The organism is Rhizorhabdus histidinilytica, assembly GCF_900167915.1.
Taxonomy (GTDB): domain Bacteria; phylum Pseudomonadota; class Alphaproteobacteria; order Sphingomonadales; family Sphingomonadaceae; genus Rhizorhabdus; species Rhizorhabdus histidinilytica.
Genome location: NZ_FUYM01000002.1, coordinates 191,752 through 206,792 on the forward strand (window position 1 = coordinate 191,752; position 15,041 = coordinate 206,792).

The 15,041-nt window shown below is 69.2% G+C and carries 12 protein-coding genes; 7 read left to right on the forward strand and 5 right to left on the reverse strand.

Features of this window, described 5'->3' with window-relative positions; all coding sequences use genetic code 11:
* The first annotated feature begins 6 nt into the window (after positions 1-6).
* From B5X82_RS04695 to B5X82_RS04715, 5 genes are all read left to right on the forward strand, one after another.
* Positions 7-2,322 (forward strand): TonB-dependent receptor, encoded by a 2,316-nt coding sequence (locus tag B5X82_RS04695; RefSeq protein WP_176152465.1) that lies wholly within the window; start codon positions 7-9, stop codon positions 2,320-2,322.
* Positions 2,323-2,495: 173 nt separating this feature from the next.
* Positions 2,496-3,686 (forward strand): amidohydrolase family protein, encoded by a 1,191-nt coding sequence (locus tag B5X82_RS04700; protein ID WP_079646960.1) that lies wholly within the window; start codon positions 2,496-2,498, stop codon positions 3,684-3,686.
* Between the two features lie 37 nt (positions 3,687-3,723).
* Complete coding sequence (locus B5X82_RS04705; RefSeq protein WP_079646961.1) at positions 3,724-4,512, forward strand: SDR family oxidoreductase; 789 nt, start codon at positions 3,724-3,726, stop codon at positions 4,510-4,512.
* On the forward strand, positions 4,509-5,744 hold the full coding sequence (locus tag B5X82_RS04710; RefSeq protein ID WP_079646962.1) for an MFS transporter: 1,236 nt from the start codon (positions 4,509-4,511) through the stop codon (positions 5,742-5,744). The genes B5X82_RS04705 and B5X82_RS04710 overlap by 4 nt, the downstream gene beginning before the upstream one ends.
* A 95-nt stretch (positions 5,745-5,839) precedes the next feature.
* Positions 5,840-7,312 carry an ATP-binding protein gene (locus B5X82_RS04715; protein ID WP_079646963.1) on the forward strand — a complete coding sequence of 491 codons (1,473 nt, stop codon included), beginning with the start codon at positions 5,840-5,842 and terminating at the stop codon, positions 7,310-7,312.
* A gap of 6 nt (positions 7,313-7,318) precedes the next feature.
* Here the strand turns inward: B5X82_RS04715 and B5X82_RS04720 are convergent, their stop codons facing one another.
* The 3 genes from B5X82_RS04720 to B5X82_RS04730 are packed head-to-tail and all read right to left on the reverse strand — an operon-like array spanning position 7,319 to position 9,570.
* Positions 7,319-7,951, reverse strand: coding sequence for a glutathione S-transferase (locus B5X82_RS04720; RefSeq protein ID WP_176152466.1), 633 nt, complete (start codon positions 7,949-7,951; stop codon positions 7,319-7,321).
* Complete coding sequence (gene trhO / locus B5X82_RS04725) at positions 7,941-8,909, reverse strand: oxygen-dependent tRNA uridine(34) hydroxylase TrhO (RefSeq protein ID WP_079646965.1); 969 nt, start codon at positions 8,907-8,909, stop codon at positions 7,941-7,943. The genes B5X82_RS04720 and trhO overlap by 11 nt, the downstream gene beginning before the upstream one ends.
* Positions 8,910-8,958: 49 nt before the next feature.
* Positions 8,959-9,570 carry a TetR/AcrR family transcriptional regulator gene (locus tag B5X82_RS04730; protein WP_079646966.1) on the reverse strand — a complete coding sequence of 204 codons (612 nt, stop codon included), beginning with the start codon at positions 9,568-9,570 and terminating at the stop codon, positions 8,959-8,961.
* A 93-nt stretch (positions 9,571-9,663) separates the two neighbouring features.
* On the opposite strand from B5X82_RS04730, the gene B5X82_RS04735 reads away from it, so the two are divergent.
* Positions 9,664-10,137 carry a hypothetical protein gene (locus B5X82_RS04735; RefSeq protein WP_079646967.1) on the forward strand — a complete coding sequence of 158 codons (474 nt, stop codon included), beginning with the start codon at positions 9,664-9,666 and terminating at the stop codon, positions 10,135-10,137.
* Here B5X82_RS04735 and B5X82_RS04740 read toward each other — a convergent pair.
* Together B5X82_RS04740 and B5X82_RS04745 are read right to left on the reverse strand one after the other, a co-directional pair.
* Positions 10,134-11,198, reverse strand: a complete 1,065-nt coding sequence (locus tag B5X82_RS04740) for an endonuclease/exonuclease/phosphatase family protein (RefSeq protein WP_079646968.1) — start codon at positions 11,196-11,198, stop codon at positions 10,134-10,136. The genes B5X82_RS04735 and B5X82_RS04740 overlap by 4 nt on opposite strands.
* A 13-nt stretch (positions 11,199-11,211) precedes the next feature.
* Positions 11,212-13,605, reverse strand: a complete 2,394-nt coding sequence (locus B5X82_RS04745; RefSeq protein WP_079646969.1) for a DNA translocase FtsK — start codon at positions 13,603-13,605, stop codon at positions 11,212-11,214.
* 214 nt (positions 13,606-13,819) lie between these two features.
* Here B5X82_RS04745 and B5X82_RS04750 point away from each other — a divergent pair, with 214 nt between their 5' ends.
* On the forward strand, positions 13,820-15,040 hold the full coding sequence (locus B5X82_RS04750) for a UbiH/UbiF/VisC/COQ6 family ubiquinone biosynthesis hydroxylase (RefSeq protein WP_079646970.1): 1,221 nt from the start codon (positions 13,820-13,822) through the stop codon (positions 15,038-15,040).
* Position 15,041 lies beyond the last annotated feature (1 nt).

Below are 15,041 nucleotides of genomic sequence, written 5' to 3' on the forward strand. Positions count from 1 at the left end.
ACGAGCATGACGGACAGGACGACGACGGTTTCGCTGCTTCTGGGGATTTCCGCGATCGCGCTGGGCGCCGCTGCGCCGGCGGCGGCGCAGGGCACGCCCGAGGAGACGGTGGCGACCACGGGCGGGGGACTCGAGGAGATCATCGTCACCGCCCGCCGCCGCGAGGAGGCGATGCAGGACACGCCGATCTCGGTCAGCGCGCTGTCGAGCGCCTCGCTGGAGCGGTCGAACGTCCAGGCGCTCGACGACATCACCCGCCTGATGCCGAACGTGGCGATCCAGGCGCAGTCGGGCTTCCTGGCGGGCAACACCGCCTTCATCCGCGGCATCGGATCGCAGGAGCCGCTGCTGTCGGTCGACTCGCCGGTCGGCATCTACATCGACGGCGTCTATATCGGGCGCAACAACGCCTCGAACCTCGAACTGGTCGATCTGGAGCGGATCGAGGTGCTGCGCGGTCCGCAGGGCACGCTGTTCGGCCGCAACACCACCGGCGGCGCGATCAGCATGGTGACCAAGAAGCCGGCCAGCGAGTTCGGCGTCGAGCAGAAGGTCACCGTCGCCCAATATGACGAATATGCCGCGCGCACCCGGATCGACACCGGCCTGCTCGGGGAGACGGGGCTCAGCGCGACGCTGTCCTACATGCACCGGCAGCGCGACGGCTGGCTGAACAACAAATATGCCAAGGGATCGCACACCCAGGGCGCGCTCAACACCGATGCGGTCTGGGCGAAGGTGCATGGCGAGTGGGGCGCCTTCCAGGCGGACTACACCTTCGACTGGACCGACATGCGCGGCGTGCCCGGCGGTTTCCAGACGCGCTTCCTGTCGCCGCTGCTGCGGGCCTATTATGGCAACACCACCGGCAATTCGCTGCTCGACGAGGTGCAGCAGGATTATAACAAGAATTTCAGCGTCCGCTCGAAGGCGCTGCAGCGGGTCAAGATCATCGGCCATGCGCTGACCGTGCAATATGACGTCAGCGACGACATCACGCTCAAGTCGATCACCGGCCGCCGCACCTACAAGGCGGCGCTCGGCACCGCCTATGCCCCGCCCGGCATCTTCGGCAATACCACCGCCGGTATCCAGGAAGTGCAGATCTACTCGGCCGACGCGAAGGACGAGGACGTCAAGCAGTTCTCTCAGGAGTTCCAGCTGCTCGGCAAGCTCGGCGACTTCAGCTATGTCGGCGGCCTCTATTATTTCGAGGAAGACAGCAAATATTTCAATCCGACGAGCTATTCGTTCGTCGTCTCGCCGACGCTGGCGTCGAACCTGTCCTCCTCGACCATCTTCGACTATCAGGCGAAGTCCTACGCCGCCTTCGGCCAGGCAAGCTGGAAGCCGCAATCGCTCGACGAGAAGCTCGAGCTCACCTTCGGCGTCCGTTACACCAAGGACAAGAAGGCGGTGCAGCAGACCGCCAGCACCGTCCGCAACGGCAAGGCCAGCTTCGACGACACGTCGATCAACGCGATCATCAGCTACAAGCCGGTCGACGACGTGATGGTCTATGCCCGCTACGGCACCGGCTATCGCTCGGGCGGCTTCAACACCCGCGCCAGCGCCACCCAGTCCTTCGTGTTCGAGCCGGAGAAGGCGAAGACCTACGAGGCGGGGATCAAGAGCGAGTTCCTCGATCGCCACGTCCGACTCAACGCGGCGGTCTTCCACACCGACTACAAGGACCTCCAGGTCACCCAGTATCTCGCCACCGCGGCGGGCGGCGGCGGCTTCACCAACAACGCCTCGGCCAGGTTCCGCGGCTTCGAGGTGGAGTTGCAGGCGGTGCCGGTCGACGGGCTGACGCTCGACGGCAGCGTCGGCTATGTCGATCCCAAATATAACGAGATTTTCTTCATCGTTCCCGCGGCGCCCGTGCCCGGCCATACGCCGGGGGCCGGCGAGGTGGCCGGCGGCCTCGGCAACTATGCCGACATCAGCAAGTTCCCCTATGTGCCGAAATGGACGGTCCATCTGGGCGGGCAATATCTGAGCGAGGATATCGGTTTCGGGAAGCTGCTGCTCAAGCTCGACTATTCGTACAGCAGCAAGCGCTACTTCATGACCAACGTCCTGAACGGGCTGAACTTCGCCGATGCGATCGCCGATCCCGGCCAGCACCAGTTCGATGCGCGCATCGGCCTGGTCGAGGTGCCGGTCGCCGGCAAGTCGATGGACATCAGCCTCTTCGTCGAGAACCTGACCAACGAGCACAATATCAGCTCGGGCATCGACTTCGGCGCGCTCGGCTTCGCCGGCAACATCTACAGCCCGCCGCGCCGGATCGGCGTGGACGCGAAGATCAGCTTCTGAGGCGATATGGAATGAGCTTCATCCGTCCATCCTGAGGAGGGGCTGAGCCCGGCGAAGCCCCGTCTCGAAGGGCGTCCTTCGAGATGCCACTTCGCCGGGCTCAGCGGCTCCTCAGGATGAGCGGGACGATCATCGGAGTTCTAACCGCACGAGGAATAGGAAGGGAGGGACGGATGCAGGACCTGCTCGAACGGCTTCCCGTCATCGACGTCGACGCCCATGAGATGGCCCCGGCCCATGTCTGGGGCGAGATGTTCGGGCCGCACAGCGCCCGCTTCGCCGAGGTCGCGGCCGACTTCATCCGATCCTTCGGCGCCAACAGCTTCTGGCGCCCCGGCCTGGCCGATGACGCGGCGATCACCCCGGCCAGCGTGTGGACCGAGAAAGGACCGTCCGCGCCGGGTGCGTTCGACTTCGATCGCCGCCGCCGGGTGCTCGATGCGATGGGCATCGCCCGCCAGCTCATCTTCCCGTCTGCCGCGCTGCTCGCCTTCGGGCCGCTGACCGGCAGCAGCCTGGCCAGCCTCGGCCTGCCGATCCCGGCTGGCGAGGAGGGACAGCGCATGCTGCGTGGGGTCGTCGCCGAATATAATGACTGGGTGGTGCGGACGACGATCGCGCCGGGCAGCCGCTTCCGCCCGGCGGCGCTGCTGTCGGGTGCGACGGTCGACGAGCTGATGGAGCAGGCCGGCGACCTGGTGGCGCGCGGCGCGCGGGCGGTGTGGCTGCCGACCGGACGCCCGCCCGGCGGCCGATCGCCCGCCGCGCCCGAGCTCGATCCCTTCTGGGCGCTGATGGCGGCCAACGGCGTCGCGGTGACGCTCCACCTCGGCACCGATTCCGGCTTCCGGTCGAGCGACGTGTGGAGCCAGGCGCCCGCCTTCGCGGTCGGCAAGGTCGACAGTGTCGAGATCGCCCTCGAACCCTTCGGCACCACCACCGTCCATATGGGGGCGAGCAACTTCCTCTCGGCGATGGTGCTGGGCGGGGTGTTCGAACGCCACCCGATGCTGCGCTTCGGCGTCATCGAACTGGGCGCGACCTGGTTCGGCCCGCTCGCCGAGCATCTCGACCTGTGGGTCGAGCGCATCTACGCGAAGCGCATGGCGAAGGTGCTGTCGATGCCGCCGTCGGCCTATATGGATCGCAACGTCCGGGTCACGCCCTTCTATTTCGAGCCGGTCGACCTCTATTTCCGCCGCTATCCGCAGCTCAGCCACGCCTGGTGCTATTCGAGCGACTATCCGCATGTCGAAGGCGGGGTCGACAGCAAGCTCGGCTTCCTGGCGCGGCTGGAACCGCTCGGCGCCGAGACGATCGAGAAATTCTTCGTCGGCAACGGTGCCTGGCTGGTGCCCGAATGATGGGGCCGGCTATGCTATCTCCAGTGAAAGGACGGACATGATCCTCTCCGGCAAGACCGTGATGATTTCGGGGGTGGGCCCGGGCATGGGCCGCAAGCTCGCCCTGCTCGCCGCCGCCGAGGGGGCGAAGGTGGCGATCGGATCGCTGCCGTCCGAACAGGCGTTCATCGACGGCGTCGCCGCCGAGGTGAAGGCGGCGGGCGGCGAATGCATCGCGGTCGGCTGCGACGTCACCGACCAGGCGCAGTGCCACGCCTTCGCCGCCGCGACGATCGATGCGTTCGGCACGATCGACGGCCTGGTCAACAGCGCCTATGTCCATGGCGGCTGGGACCTGTTCGAGGATGCCGATCTCGACGTCTGGCGCCGCGCCTTCGAGGTGACCTTTTGGGGCGCGTTGCACATGACCAAGGCGGTGCTCCCCGAGATGAAGCGCCGTCGCGCCGGCGCGGTCGTCAACATCTCGACCCAGGGCACCGTCCGCGCGTTGCCGCGCCAGGGCGACTATGCCTGTGCCAAGGCCGCGCTCAACGCCGCGACCCGCACCTGCGCGCGCGAGCTGGGCGAATATGGCATCCGCTTCGTCACCACCCGCATGGGCCGCCTCTTGGGCGTCCCCTATCAGGTGGCGATGGCCGAGCGTGCCAAGGACCAGGGAATCACCCTCGACCAGCTGCTCGACGGCGTCCGCGCCGGCATTGCGTTGGGCGTCATTCCACCCGACGAGGAATGCGCCAAGGGCGTCGTCATGTTCCTGTCCGACTATGCGTCGATGATCACCGGCGCCGGCATCGACATCAACGGCGGCGAGTATATGTCGCCGTGACGGCGGCCGCCGCCACGACCGGGCAGGAATCGCGCGCCAGCCATGCAGGGCTGATCGCGATGCTGGCCTTCGTCGTGATGTTCGAGGGTTTCGACCTTAATCTGACCAGCATCATCCTTCCTTACGCCGCCAAGGCGTTCGGGGTCGGCCCCGCCGATCTCGGCGCGGCGCTGTCGTTCATCGCGCTCGGCGCGATCTGCGCCTATCTCACGCTCCGCCTCGCCGATCGCTTCGGGCGCAAGCCGGTGTTGGTCCTGTCGTCGATCGGTTTCTCGGTCGGCACGCTGCTGACCGCGCTGGCGCCGGGCCTCGCGAGCTTCACCGCGATCCAGTTCGTCACCCGGCTGCTGCTCGTCACCCAGGTGGCGAGCGCCTATACGATCGTCAGCGAGACGTTGCCGGCGGCGGTGCGCGGCAAGGCCAACGGCGTGCTCGGCGCCTGTGCCAGCGTCGGCGCGGCGTTGCCCGCGATGCTCCTCGCGCCGCTCCTCGAAACCGCGCTTGGCTGGCGCGGCCTGTTCCTGGTCGGGGCGATGCCGCTGCTGGTCGTGCCGCTGCTGATCCGCTTCGTCCGCGAGCCGGCAGTGTTCGTCGCCGACCACGCCGGGGAGACGCGCGGCGGGCCGGTCGCCGAGCTGCGCCGGCTGTTGCGGCCCGACCTGCGGACGCGGTTCGTCGGGATGAGCCTGCTATGGTTCGCGCTCAACTTCTTCGCGGGGGCGGCGACCTATTTCTTCACCTATCACGTCATCGACGAGCGCGGCTGGGCGGCACGCGACATCGCCCTGATCGCACCCTTCGGCCTCGCGGCGGCGGCGGGCGGCTATCTGCTCGCCGGCTTCTGCATGGACCGGATCGGCCGTCGGACGACCGCGCTCGGCTTCGTCACGCTGTCCGCGCTGTCGGCGGGGCTGATCTACGGCGCGGCGGGCTGGTGGCCGGTCGCCGCCGGCTGGGTGCTGATGCAGGGCGCTATGGGGGTGTGGATCGTCGGCTTCACGATCAATGCCGAACTGTTCCCGACCGGCATCCGCGCCACCGCCAACGGCTGGTGCCATAATCTGATCGGGCGCTGGGGCCTGGTGGTGGCGCCGCTGCTGGTGGGGCAGGTGGCCCGGATCGCCGGGTCGACCGGGGCCGCCTGCCTGTTGCTGTCGATGGTCGTGCTGATCGCCATCCCGGCGGTGCTGATCCTGCCCGAAACGCGCGGCCGATCGCTGGTGGAGACCTGATCGGGGCGGCACAAGGCCCCGCCATCCGAGTCATCCACAATTTTCTGTCGCTTCGTGCTTGCCCCGGGCCACCCCCATCCGCCACTAACCCGCGCGTGACCGCACGAATCGACATGGGCACCAGCGGCCCCGGCCAGTCCGTCCATTTCGACGTCGAGGAGCTTCTCGCCACCCGTCTGCTCGTCCAGGGCAACTCGGGCTCGGGCAAGTCGCACCTGCTCCGCCGGCTGCTGGAAGGATCGGCCGGTGTCGTCCAACAGGTGGTGATCGATCCCGAGGGAGACTTCGTCACCCTGGCCGATCGCTTCGGCCACGTCGTCATCCAGGCCTTCGACCATAGCGAGGCGGAGATCATCCGGCTCGCCACCCGCATCCGCGAGCATCGCGTCTCGGTGGTGCTGGCGCTCGACGAGCTCGAGATCGAGCAGCAGATGCGCTGCGCCGCGACCTTCCTGTCGGCGCTGTTCGATGCGCCGCGCGACCATTGGTATCCGGCGCTGGTCGTCGTCGACGAGGCGCAGCTCTTCGCCCCCGCCGTCGCCGGCGAGGTGTCCGACGAGGCGCGCCGCGCGTCGCTCGGCGCCATGACGAACCTGATGTGCCGGGGCCGCAAGCGCGGACTCGCCGGGGTGATCGCCACCCAGCGGCTCGCCAAGCTCGCCAAGAACGTCGCCGCCGAGGCGTCGAACTTCATGATGGGGCGCACCTTCCTCGACATCGACATGGCGCGCGCTGCCGACCTGCTGGGTATGGAACGCCGCCAGGCCGAACAGATCCGCGACCTGCCGCGCGGCCAGTTCCTGGCGCTGGGCCCCGCCGTGTCGCGCCGCCCGATCTCGGTCACCATCGGTTCGGTCGAGACCTCGGCGCGTAGCGGCAGTCCCAAGCTGATGCCGCTCCCCTCGGCTCCGCCCGAGGACCTGCAGGGCCTGCTCTTCGCCCCGGGCGACGACCTGCCGCCGCCCCCGCCGCCGCCGCGCGCGCCGGTGCCGACCAGCGACGACCTGCTCCGCGCGATCAGCAAGTCGGGCCCGGTCCTGACCCCGGCCGCGCCGAGCAACGAACCCGCCATGCCTGACGAGGAGCGGGACGCGGTGATCAACCAGGTGCTGCGCGAGATGTGCGAGGACCCGGAGGCGACCTATCGCCAGCCGGCGGTGCTGTTCCAGGATTTCGGCGTGCGCTGCCGCATGGCGCGGCTGCCGCAGCATGGGCTCGACCTCGCCGCCTTTCGCCGCCGCCTGGCGATGGCGCGGGCGGGCCTGCCCGACGACCTCGACGAAGGCTGGCTCGACGCGATGGCGATCGGCGCGACCCTGCCCGAGGACATGCTCGCCCCCTTCCTGCTGGTCGCCAACGCCGCGCGTGACGGGCGCGAGGCGCCGTCCGACAGCCTGCTGGCCCAGGTTTACGGCACCCATTCGCAGGGCCGCGTCCGCCGTCTGATCGCCTATATGGAGGAGCAGGGCATCTTCGTCCTGCGCACCGACCTGTCGGGCAAGCGGTCGATCAACATCCCCCGCCTCGGCTGGACCACCGCCGCGACCCTGCCCGAAGCGGCGGAGTAGGGGCCCTCAGGCCGCCGGGAACAGCAGCGGCGGATCGCCGGGCCGCCACGGATCGGGCCGGACCATCGCGGCCGCGAACAGCGCCGATGCCAGTTGCCGCGCCAGCCAGTCATGGACATGGGGCAAAGGCTGCGCGTCGAACCAGCCACGGTCGGCTTCCGCGAACTGGCGGACGAAGGGGAAGATCGCCGCGTCGGTCAGGCCGCGCGCGGGACCGTCCAGATGCGAAGCCCGGCCGAGCCGTTCTTCCAGCACCGCGAGCAGGTCGAGCCCTGCCGCCCGGTGCTCGGCGCGGTCGGAGCCGTGCCGGTCCGGATATTTGTAGCGGTCGAGATGGTGCTTGAACGGCCCGTCATTGGCGGCGATCAGCGCCGCATCGGCGCGGTCGAGCCAGCCCTCGGGATCGGCCTGCCCGAGCGTCCAGCGCATGATGTCGAGGCTCTGGTCGATCACCTCGCCGTCGGGCAGGTGCAGCACCGGCACGGTCGCCTTGGGCGATGCCGCGATCAGCGCGGCGGGCTTGGCGGACAGCTTGACCTCGCGCAGCTCGCAGACCGTGCCGCTGACCAGCAATGCCAGCCGTGCCCGCATCGCATAGGGGCAGCGGCGAAAGCTGTAGAAGATGGGTCTAGCCGGCATCGCGCGGCGCGGTCGTCGCGCCGACATGCGCGACTCCGCGCGCGGCGGCGAGCGTCTCCTGCCGGTGCCGCTCGGCATAGCCGGCACGCTGTTCGTCGCTGCGCGTGGCGGCGCAGGCGGGGCAGCTCACCCCCTCGACATAGAGCGGCGAGGTGCGATCCTCGGGGCTGACCGGCATCCGGCAGCCATGGCAGAGCGCGTGGGTGCCGGGCGCGAGGCCGTGGCCGACGGCGACGCGCTGGTCGAAGACGAAGCACTCGCCTCGCCACAGGCTCTGCTCGGGTGGCACGGTCTCCAGATATTTAAGGATGCCGCCCTTGAGGTGATAGACCTGCTCGACCCCTTCGGCCTTGAGGAAGGCGGTCGACTTCTCGCAGCGTATCCCGCCGGTGCAGAACATCGCGACCCTGGGTTCCCGGCCGCCCTTGCCGAGCAGCCGTTCCCGCTCGGCCCGGAACCAGGCGGGAAAATCGCGGAAGCTGGCGGTGCCGGGATCGATCGCGCCATCAAAGCTGCCGATCGCGACCTCATAATTGTTGCGGGTGTCGATCACGATTGTCGACGGGTCGGAGATCAGCGCGTTCCAGTCCTCCGCCGCGACATAATGGCCGGTGCCTTCGAGCGGATCGATGTCGGGCTCGCCCATTGTCACGATCTCGCGCTTGTGGCGGACCTTCATCCGGTGGAACGGCATGGTCGCGGCGCGTGACAGCTTGACGTCGACATCGGCGCAGCCGGGCAGGGTGCGGACATGGGCGATCACCCGCGCGATCGCCGCGTCATCGCCCGCGATCGTGCCGTTGATCCCCTCCGCCGCGACCAGCAGCGTGCCCTTCACCCCGAGGCCGCAGCACAACCGGGCGAGCGGCGCACGCACCGCCTCGACGTCGGCGAAGCGCGCGAAACGGTAGAGCGCGGCGACGCAGACGGACGGGGCATCGAGAGGAGGTGATTCCATGCCCGGCCCTATGGCGCATCTCCGTCGGCCGAGGCAAATCGCGATCCGGTCAGGCCGGCCCGTCCGATAGCGGCTTGCCGCCCCGCGCGCGCAGGTCCTTGAGCAGCGTCTCCACCGCCCATCGGCAGGCGGTCGCCATCTGCGCGCCGTCCATGTCCCACTGATCGCGCATCTCCAGCCAGGGCGTGGTGTGCAGCACCTGGAGCATCGCCGTCGCCAGCAGCCGGTCCTCGGGCGGCAGTTCCTTCACCGCGTCCGCCGTCGCGGAGACATAGGCCGCCCGCCGCCGTTCCTTCTGGGCAAGCCGGACCGCGCGGCCCTGCGGCGTCGCCCGGACGATCGTGGCGAGGCCGGCGATCCGGTCGAAGCTTTGGAAGATGGAGAGCATCGACGAGGTCAGCTCCGCCTCGCTGTCCGGGAAGCGGACGGCGGCCCCGCCGGCCAGGCTCACGACCCGATCCCAGAGCGGTTGCATCAGCGCGTCATGATCGGGGAAATAACGATAGACGGTGCGCCGGGCGACGCCGGTCCGTTCGGCGACGCGATCGTGGTTGATGTCGATCCCCTCGCTCAGCAGCGCGATCAGGCTGTCGAGGATGCGGGTGCGGACATCCTCCTTGTGGCGTTCGCGTGCGGATATCGGCGGGGAGGCTTCGGTCATGGCCTGGCGCTAATATGTGGCACGAAAAGTGTCAAATAAGTATTGACACATTTTATGCCATATTCCATGGGGCGAGCGATCAGGGAGACATCCATGCTGTTCCACATGTCGATCGCCGCCGCCGACCCGCGCCACGTCGCCACCGTCCTTGCCGAGCTGATCGGCGGGGAGGCGATGCCCTTTCCGCCCGTGTCGCGGGACGGCTGGATCGCGCTGGCCGACGACGGCCACGGCACCTCGATCGAGGTCTATCCGGCGGGAACGCTGCTGCGCGAAGCGGAAGGGGATGCCGACGCCTATGGCGAGCCGGGCGGGCTCGACCGTTTCACTGCCACCCATGGCGCACTAGGCACCGCGCTGGAGATTGAGGAGGTCATGGCGATCGCCCGCCGCGAGGGCTGGCCGGCCAAATATCGCAAGCGCGGCAACATGTTCGGTGTCGTCGAGTTGTGGATCGAGGGCCGGCAGATGATGGAGATCCTCACCCCGTCGATGCAGGCCGAATATCTCGCGACGATGACGCGGGCGCAGTGGGGCGCCCGGCTCGCCTCCGGCGCGCCTCTCTAGCGGCGGTCACGCACCGTGCCGCCGTCGGCCCGCCAGCGCAGCTCATAGGTGACGAGGAAGCCGTCATGGTCCGACAATCGGGGCAGCGCCCCGCCGTCGAACATCGCCTCGACCCGGATCGGCCGGATCGCCACCATCGGGCTCGACCGGAAGAGCTGCAGGTCCTGCGTGTCCATCCAGGGTTCGTCGCCGTCCCATGACATCCGCACGTCGCAGCCATGGTCCGGCGCGACGCACCAGCGATGGACGATCTCCAGCGGCACGTAGCGCGAGAAGTCGGCGAAACGCTCCTCCGACCAGCGCATGTTGAAATCGCCGCCGAAGATCAGCGGATAGGCCGGCTCGTTGACCCCGGCGATGAAGCCCGATGCCTCGCGCGACTGGCGCATATGCGCGGCGAGGGCGCGGGGCTTCGGCGCGCGCGACGCGCCCTGCGAGTTCATGTGGGTGTCGTAGAGCTCGACCGGCACCGGCACGCCGGGCATGTGCAGCAGCGCGCGGACGATGCCCTTGTTGGCAAGGCAGTCGATCCCCGCGCAGGATCGCAGGCCGTAGGGGTGGAGCTCGATCCCGTCGAGCGGATAGCGCGAGGCGATGGCCAGCCCGCTGCCGAGCAGCTTGAGCCCGAGCTCGCCCCGTCGGAAGCGCGACTTGCCCGGCAATGGTTCGTCGGTCGCGCGACCCGCAAAGGTCAGCCGCTGCGGGCCCGCGACGATCGCAGGATAGCCGCTTGCCGCCACCGCTCGCTTGGCCCTGCCGCTGAACATCTCCTGGAACATCGCCACGTCGGGAGCTTCCCCCCGTTCGCGCAGCTCGGCGAGCCGGCGGCCGATCTCGCGAAGCTGCGTCTTGCGCCCCTTGCGCGCGGGCCAGCCGAGCCCTTCGATATTGTAGGTCAGCACCGACAGGGTGGTGCGCATCTCGCCGGGCGTCTCGGCCGCGACGATGGCGGGCGCGGGCGCCTTCGCGGCCGGCAGCACACGGATCGGCGGGGGCGGTGCGCAACCGGCCAGGGCAGGCAGCAGCAGCAAGCCGGACAGTCGCCCGAGCCACGATGTCATCGTCGGGATCGTCCTAGTTGAGGAAACGTCCCAGATCGGCCATGTCGACCTGCACCTCGCGCCGGCCGACATGGTCGGGCTGCGAGACGATGCCGTCCTTCTCCAGCCGCTCGATCAGCCGCGCGGCGGAATTGTAGCCGATGCGGAGCTGCCGCTGCAGCCAGCTCGTCGAGGCCTTGCGGTTCTCGACGACCAATTGGATCGCGCGGCGATAGGTCTGCGTCTCGGGATCGTCGGGGCCCGACGGGCCGCCCTCCATCGCGAAGCCGCCGTCCTCGGGTTCCTCGGTCACGGCCTGGATATAGTCGGGGGTGCCCTGCTCGCGCCAATGGTCTGCGACCGCGCGAACCTCGTCGTCCGATACGAACGGGCCGTGGACGCGGATGATCTGCTTGCCGCCGGCCATGTAGAGCATGTCGCCCTTGCCCAGCAGCTGCTCGGCGCCCTGCTCGCCCAATATGGTGCGGCTGTCGATCTTGCTGGTGACCTGGAAGCTGATGCGGGTCGGCAGGTTGGCCTTGATCACGCCGGTGATGACGTCGACCGACGGGCGCTGCGTCGCCATGATCAGGTGGATGCCCGCCGCGCGCGCCTTCTGCGCCAGCCGCTGGATCAGGAATTCGACCTCCTTGCCGGCGGTCATCATCAGGTCGGCGAGCTCGTCGACGATGACGACGATCTGCGGGAGCGGCTCGAACTCGAGCTTCTCCTCCTCGTAGATCGGCTGGCCGGTCTCGGCGTCGTAGCCGGTCTGGACGCGGCGGCCGAGCGGCTGGCCCTTGGCCTTCGCCGTGCGCACCCGCTCGTTGAAGCTGGCGAGGCCGCGCACCCCGACCGACGACATCATCCGGTAGCGGTCCTCCATCTGCTCGACCGCCCATTTGAGCGCGCGCACCGCCTTTTGCGGCTCGGTCACGACCGGGGAGAGCAGGTGGGGGATGTCGTCGTAGATGCTGAGTTCGAGCATCTTCGGATCGATCATGATCATCCGGCACTGGTCGGGCGTCAGCCGGTAGAGCAGCGACAGGATCATCGAGTTGATGCCGACCGACTTGCCCGATCCGGTGGTGCCGGCGACGAGCAGGTGGGGCATCGGCGCGAGGTCGGCGATCACCGGATCGCCGCCGATATTCTTGCCGAGGACGAGGGCGAGGCCGCTCGACAGCTCCTCGAACGCGTCGCTGGCGATCAGCTCGGACAGCGACACCGTCTCGCGCTTGGCGTTGGGCAGCTCGATGCCGATCACGGTGCGGCCTGGGATCACCGCAATGCGCGCCGACATCGCCGACATGTTGCGGGCGATGTCGTCGGCCAGCGCGATCACGCGGCTCGCCTTGATGCCGGCGGCGGGTTCCAGCTCGTACATGGTGACGACCGGGCCGGGGCGGATCTCGACGATCCGGCCCTTGACGTTGAAGTCGTCGAGCACCGTCTCCAGCAGCCGGGCGTTGCGCTCCAGCGCCGCCTTGTCGATCGTCCTGCCCGAGGAGGGCGGCGCCGGCGACAGCAGCGACAGGCTGGGCAGCTTATAGGTGTCGCCGAGCGGCAGCGAGCTCTGCCGCTCGCGCGCGACCGCCTTGGCCGAGGGGGCGGCCGCCTTCTTGCGGTCGGCGATGACGGGCGGCGGCGCCGGTTCCTCCTCCTCGTCGATCGGCGCGTGGCGCGGCGGGCGGACGGGGAGGGGCGCCTTGTCGATCGTCTCGATATCGTCGGCGTCGAAGGGGATCTCGTCCTCGTCATAGGGCTCGGACGGGCGGCGCGCATAGGCGCCGCGCCGGAACAGCCAGTCGCGCTCGTCGGCCATCAGGCCAAGGCCCCAGACCCATAGCGACAGGCCGAGGATGGCGAGCAGCGCGGCGCTGCCGAGACGCGCGCCATTGGCGATCACCGGATCGGCGATCTGATCGAGGCCGAGACGGGCGAGCGCGGCGCCGGCCAGGCCGAGGCTGCCGCCGAAGCCGGCGGGCAGGCCGGCAACCGATCCGCCCCGGAACAACCCCAGACCGATTCCGATCACCGCGACCGCGCACAGCGCGATGGCGAGCGAGCGGCCCCAGCGCCCGACCGGATGGCCACGCCACAGCCGCAGTCCCCAGACCAGCCCGAGCGGCAGGACGAGCGCGACGGCCGGCCCGAAGATGCTGAGCGCGAGGTCGGCGATCCACGCACCGACCGGGCCGAAGACGTTCTGCGAAGGGCCGCCGGCCGCCGTGTTCATCGACGGATCGGTGACATGATAGCTGGCGAGGACGAAGCCGGACGCGATCGTCCCGCCGATCAGCGCGATCGCGGCGCAGATCGATCCGGCGCGGCGGCCGAGCCCTGCCAGCGCCGCGCGCCAGCCGCCCGGCTCCGCCGCCGTCGGTACGACCTCTTCCCCCGCGATCCTGATGCTGCGACTTGCCATGGCCCAAGAATCCCATAGCGCGGAGTCGCGGTCAAGCGACGGCCCGATCGGCCCGTCTCATCGCCCCCAAGCCGTCACCCCGGCGGAGGCCGGGGTCTCAGAAGAGTCGCGCGACCTCCCATCCGTCCCAGCCTCCTGAGACCCCGGCCTCCGCCGGGTGGCGATTGCGGTTAGGTGGTGGCATGTCCGCCGCCGACGCCCTAAAGCGGGTCCCATGGAACGGCAGGACGTCATCATTCTCGGCGGGGGCCTGGTCGGCCTCACCCTCGGTATCGCGCTCGCGCGGCACGGCATCAGGGCGGCGGTGATCGATCCCGCCGATCCCGACAAGGTGCTGGCGAGCGGCTTCGACGGTCGCGCCTCGGCCGTGGCGAGCGCGCCGTGGCGGATGCTCGACGCGATCGGCGTCGGCGCGCATCTCCAGGGCCGCGGCTGCCCGATCGACGCGATCCGGGTGCAGGACGGCCTCAGCCCCGAAAGCCTGATCTTCGAGCCGTCGGCGGATGATGGCGCGCTCGGCCATATGTTCGAGAATCGCGACCTGCGCATCGCGCTCGACACCACGGCGCGCGCGGCCGACGGGCTGACCCTGCTGCGTCCCGCCCGCCCGGTCGACGTCCACCGCGATTTGGACGGGGTGCGCGTCACGCTGGCTGACGGTCGCGAAGTCGAGGGATCGCTGCTGATCGGCGCCGAGGGCCGCCAGTCGCCGACCCGCGAGGCCGCCGGCATCACCTGCGCTCGCTGGAGCTACGACCATGTCGCGATGATCGCTTCGATCGCGCATGAGAAGCCGCACGGCAACGTCGCCTATGAGATCTTCTATACGACCGGCCCGTTCGCGATCCTGCCGCTGGTCGACGATGCCGAGGGGCGTCACCGCTCGGCGCTGGTCTGGACCGTCGACAAGAAGCACGCCCCGGCGATGCTGGGCCTGCCCGACCGCGCCTATCAGGCCGAGGCGGAGAAGCGGATGGGCGGCATGCTCGGCAAGGTGTCGCTGATCTCGCCGCGCTCCTCCTATCCGCTCGGCTTCCACCATGCCGCGCGGATCACCGACACGCGCCTCGCCCTCGTCGGCGATGCCGCGCACGGCATCCACCCGATCGCCGGCCAGGGCGTCAACCTCGGCTATCGCGACGTCGCGGCGCTGACCGAGGTGCTGGTCGAGGGGATGCGTCTCGGCCTCGATCCGGGCGATGCCCAGCTCCTCGCCCGCTACCAGCGCTGGCGCAGCCTCGACAGCTTCATGGTCGCGGCCTCGACCGACGGCCTGACCCGCCTGTTCGGCATCCCCGGCCGCACCGCCCGCACCGTGCGCCGCATCGGCCTCGGCGCGGTCCAGCGGCTCGGCCCGCTCAAGGGCCGCTTCATGGCCGAGGCGCGGGGCGAGACGGGCAAGTTGCCCCGGCTGCTGCAGGGCATGGCGATCTGAG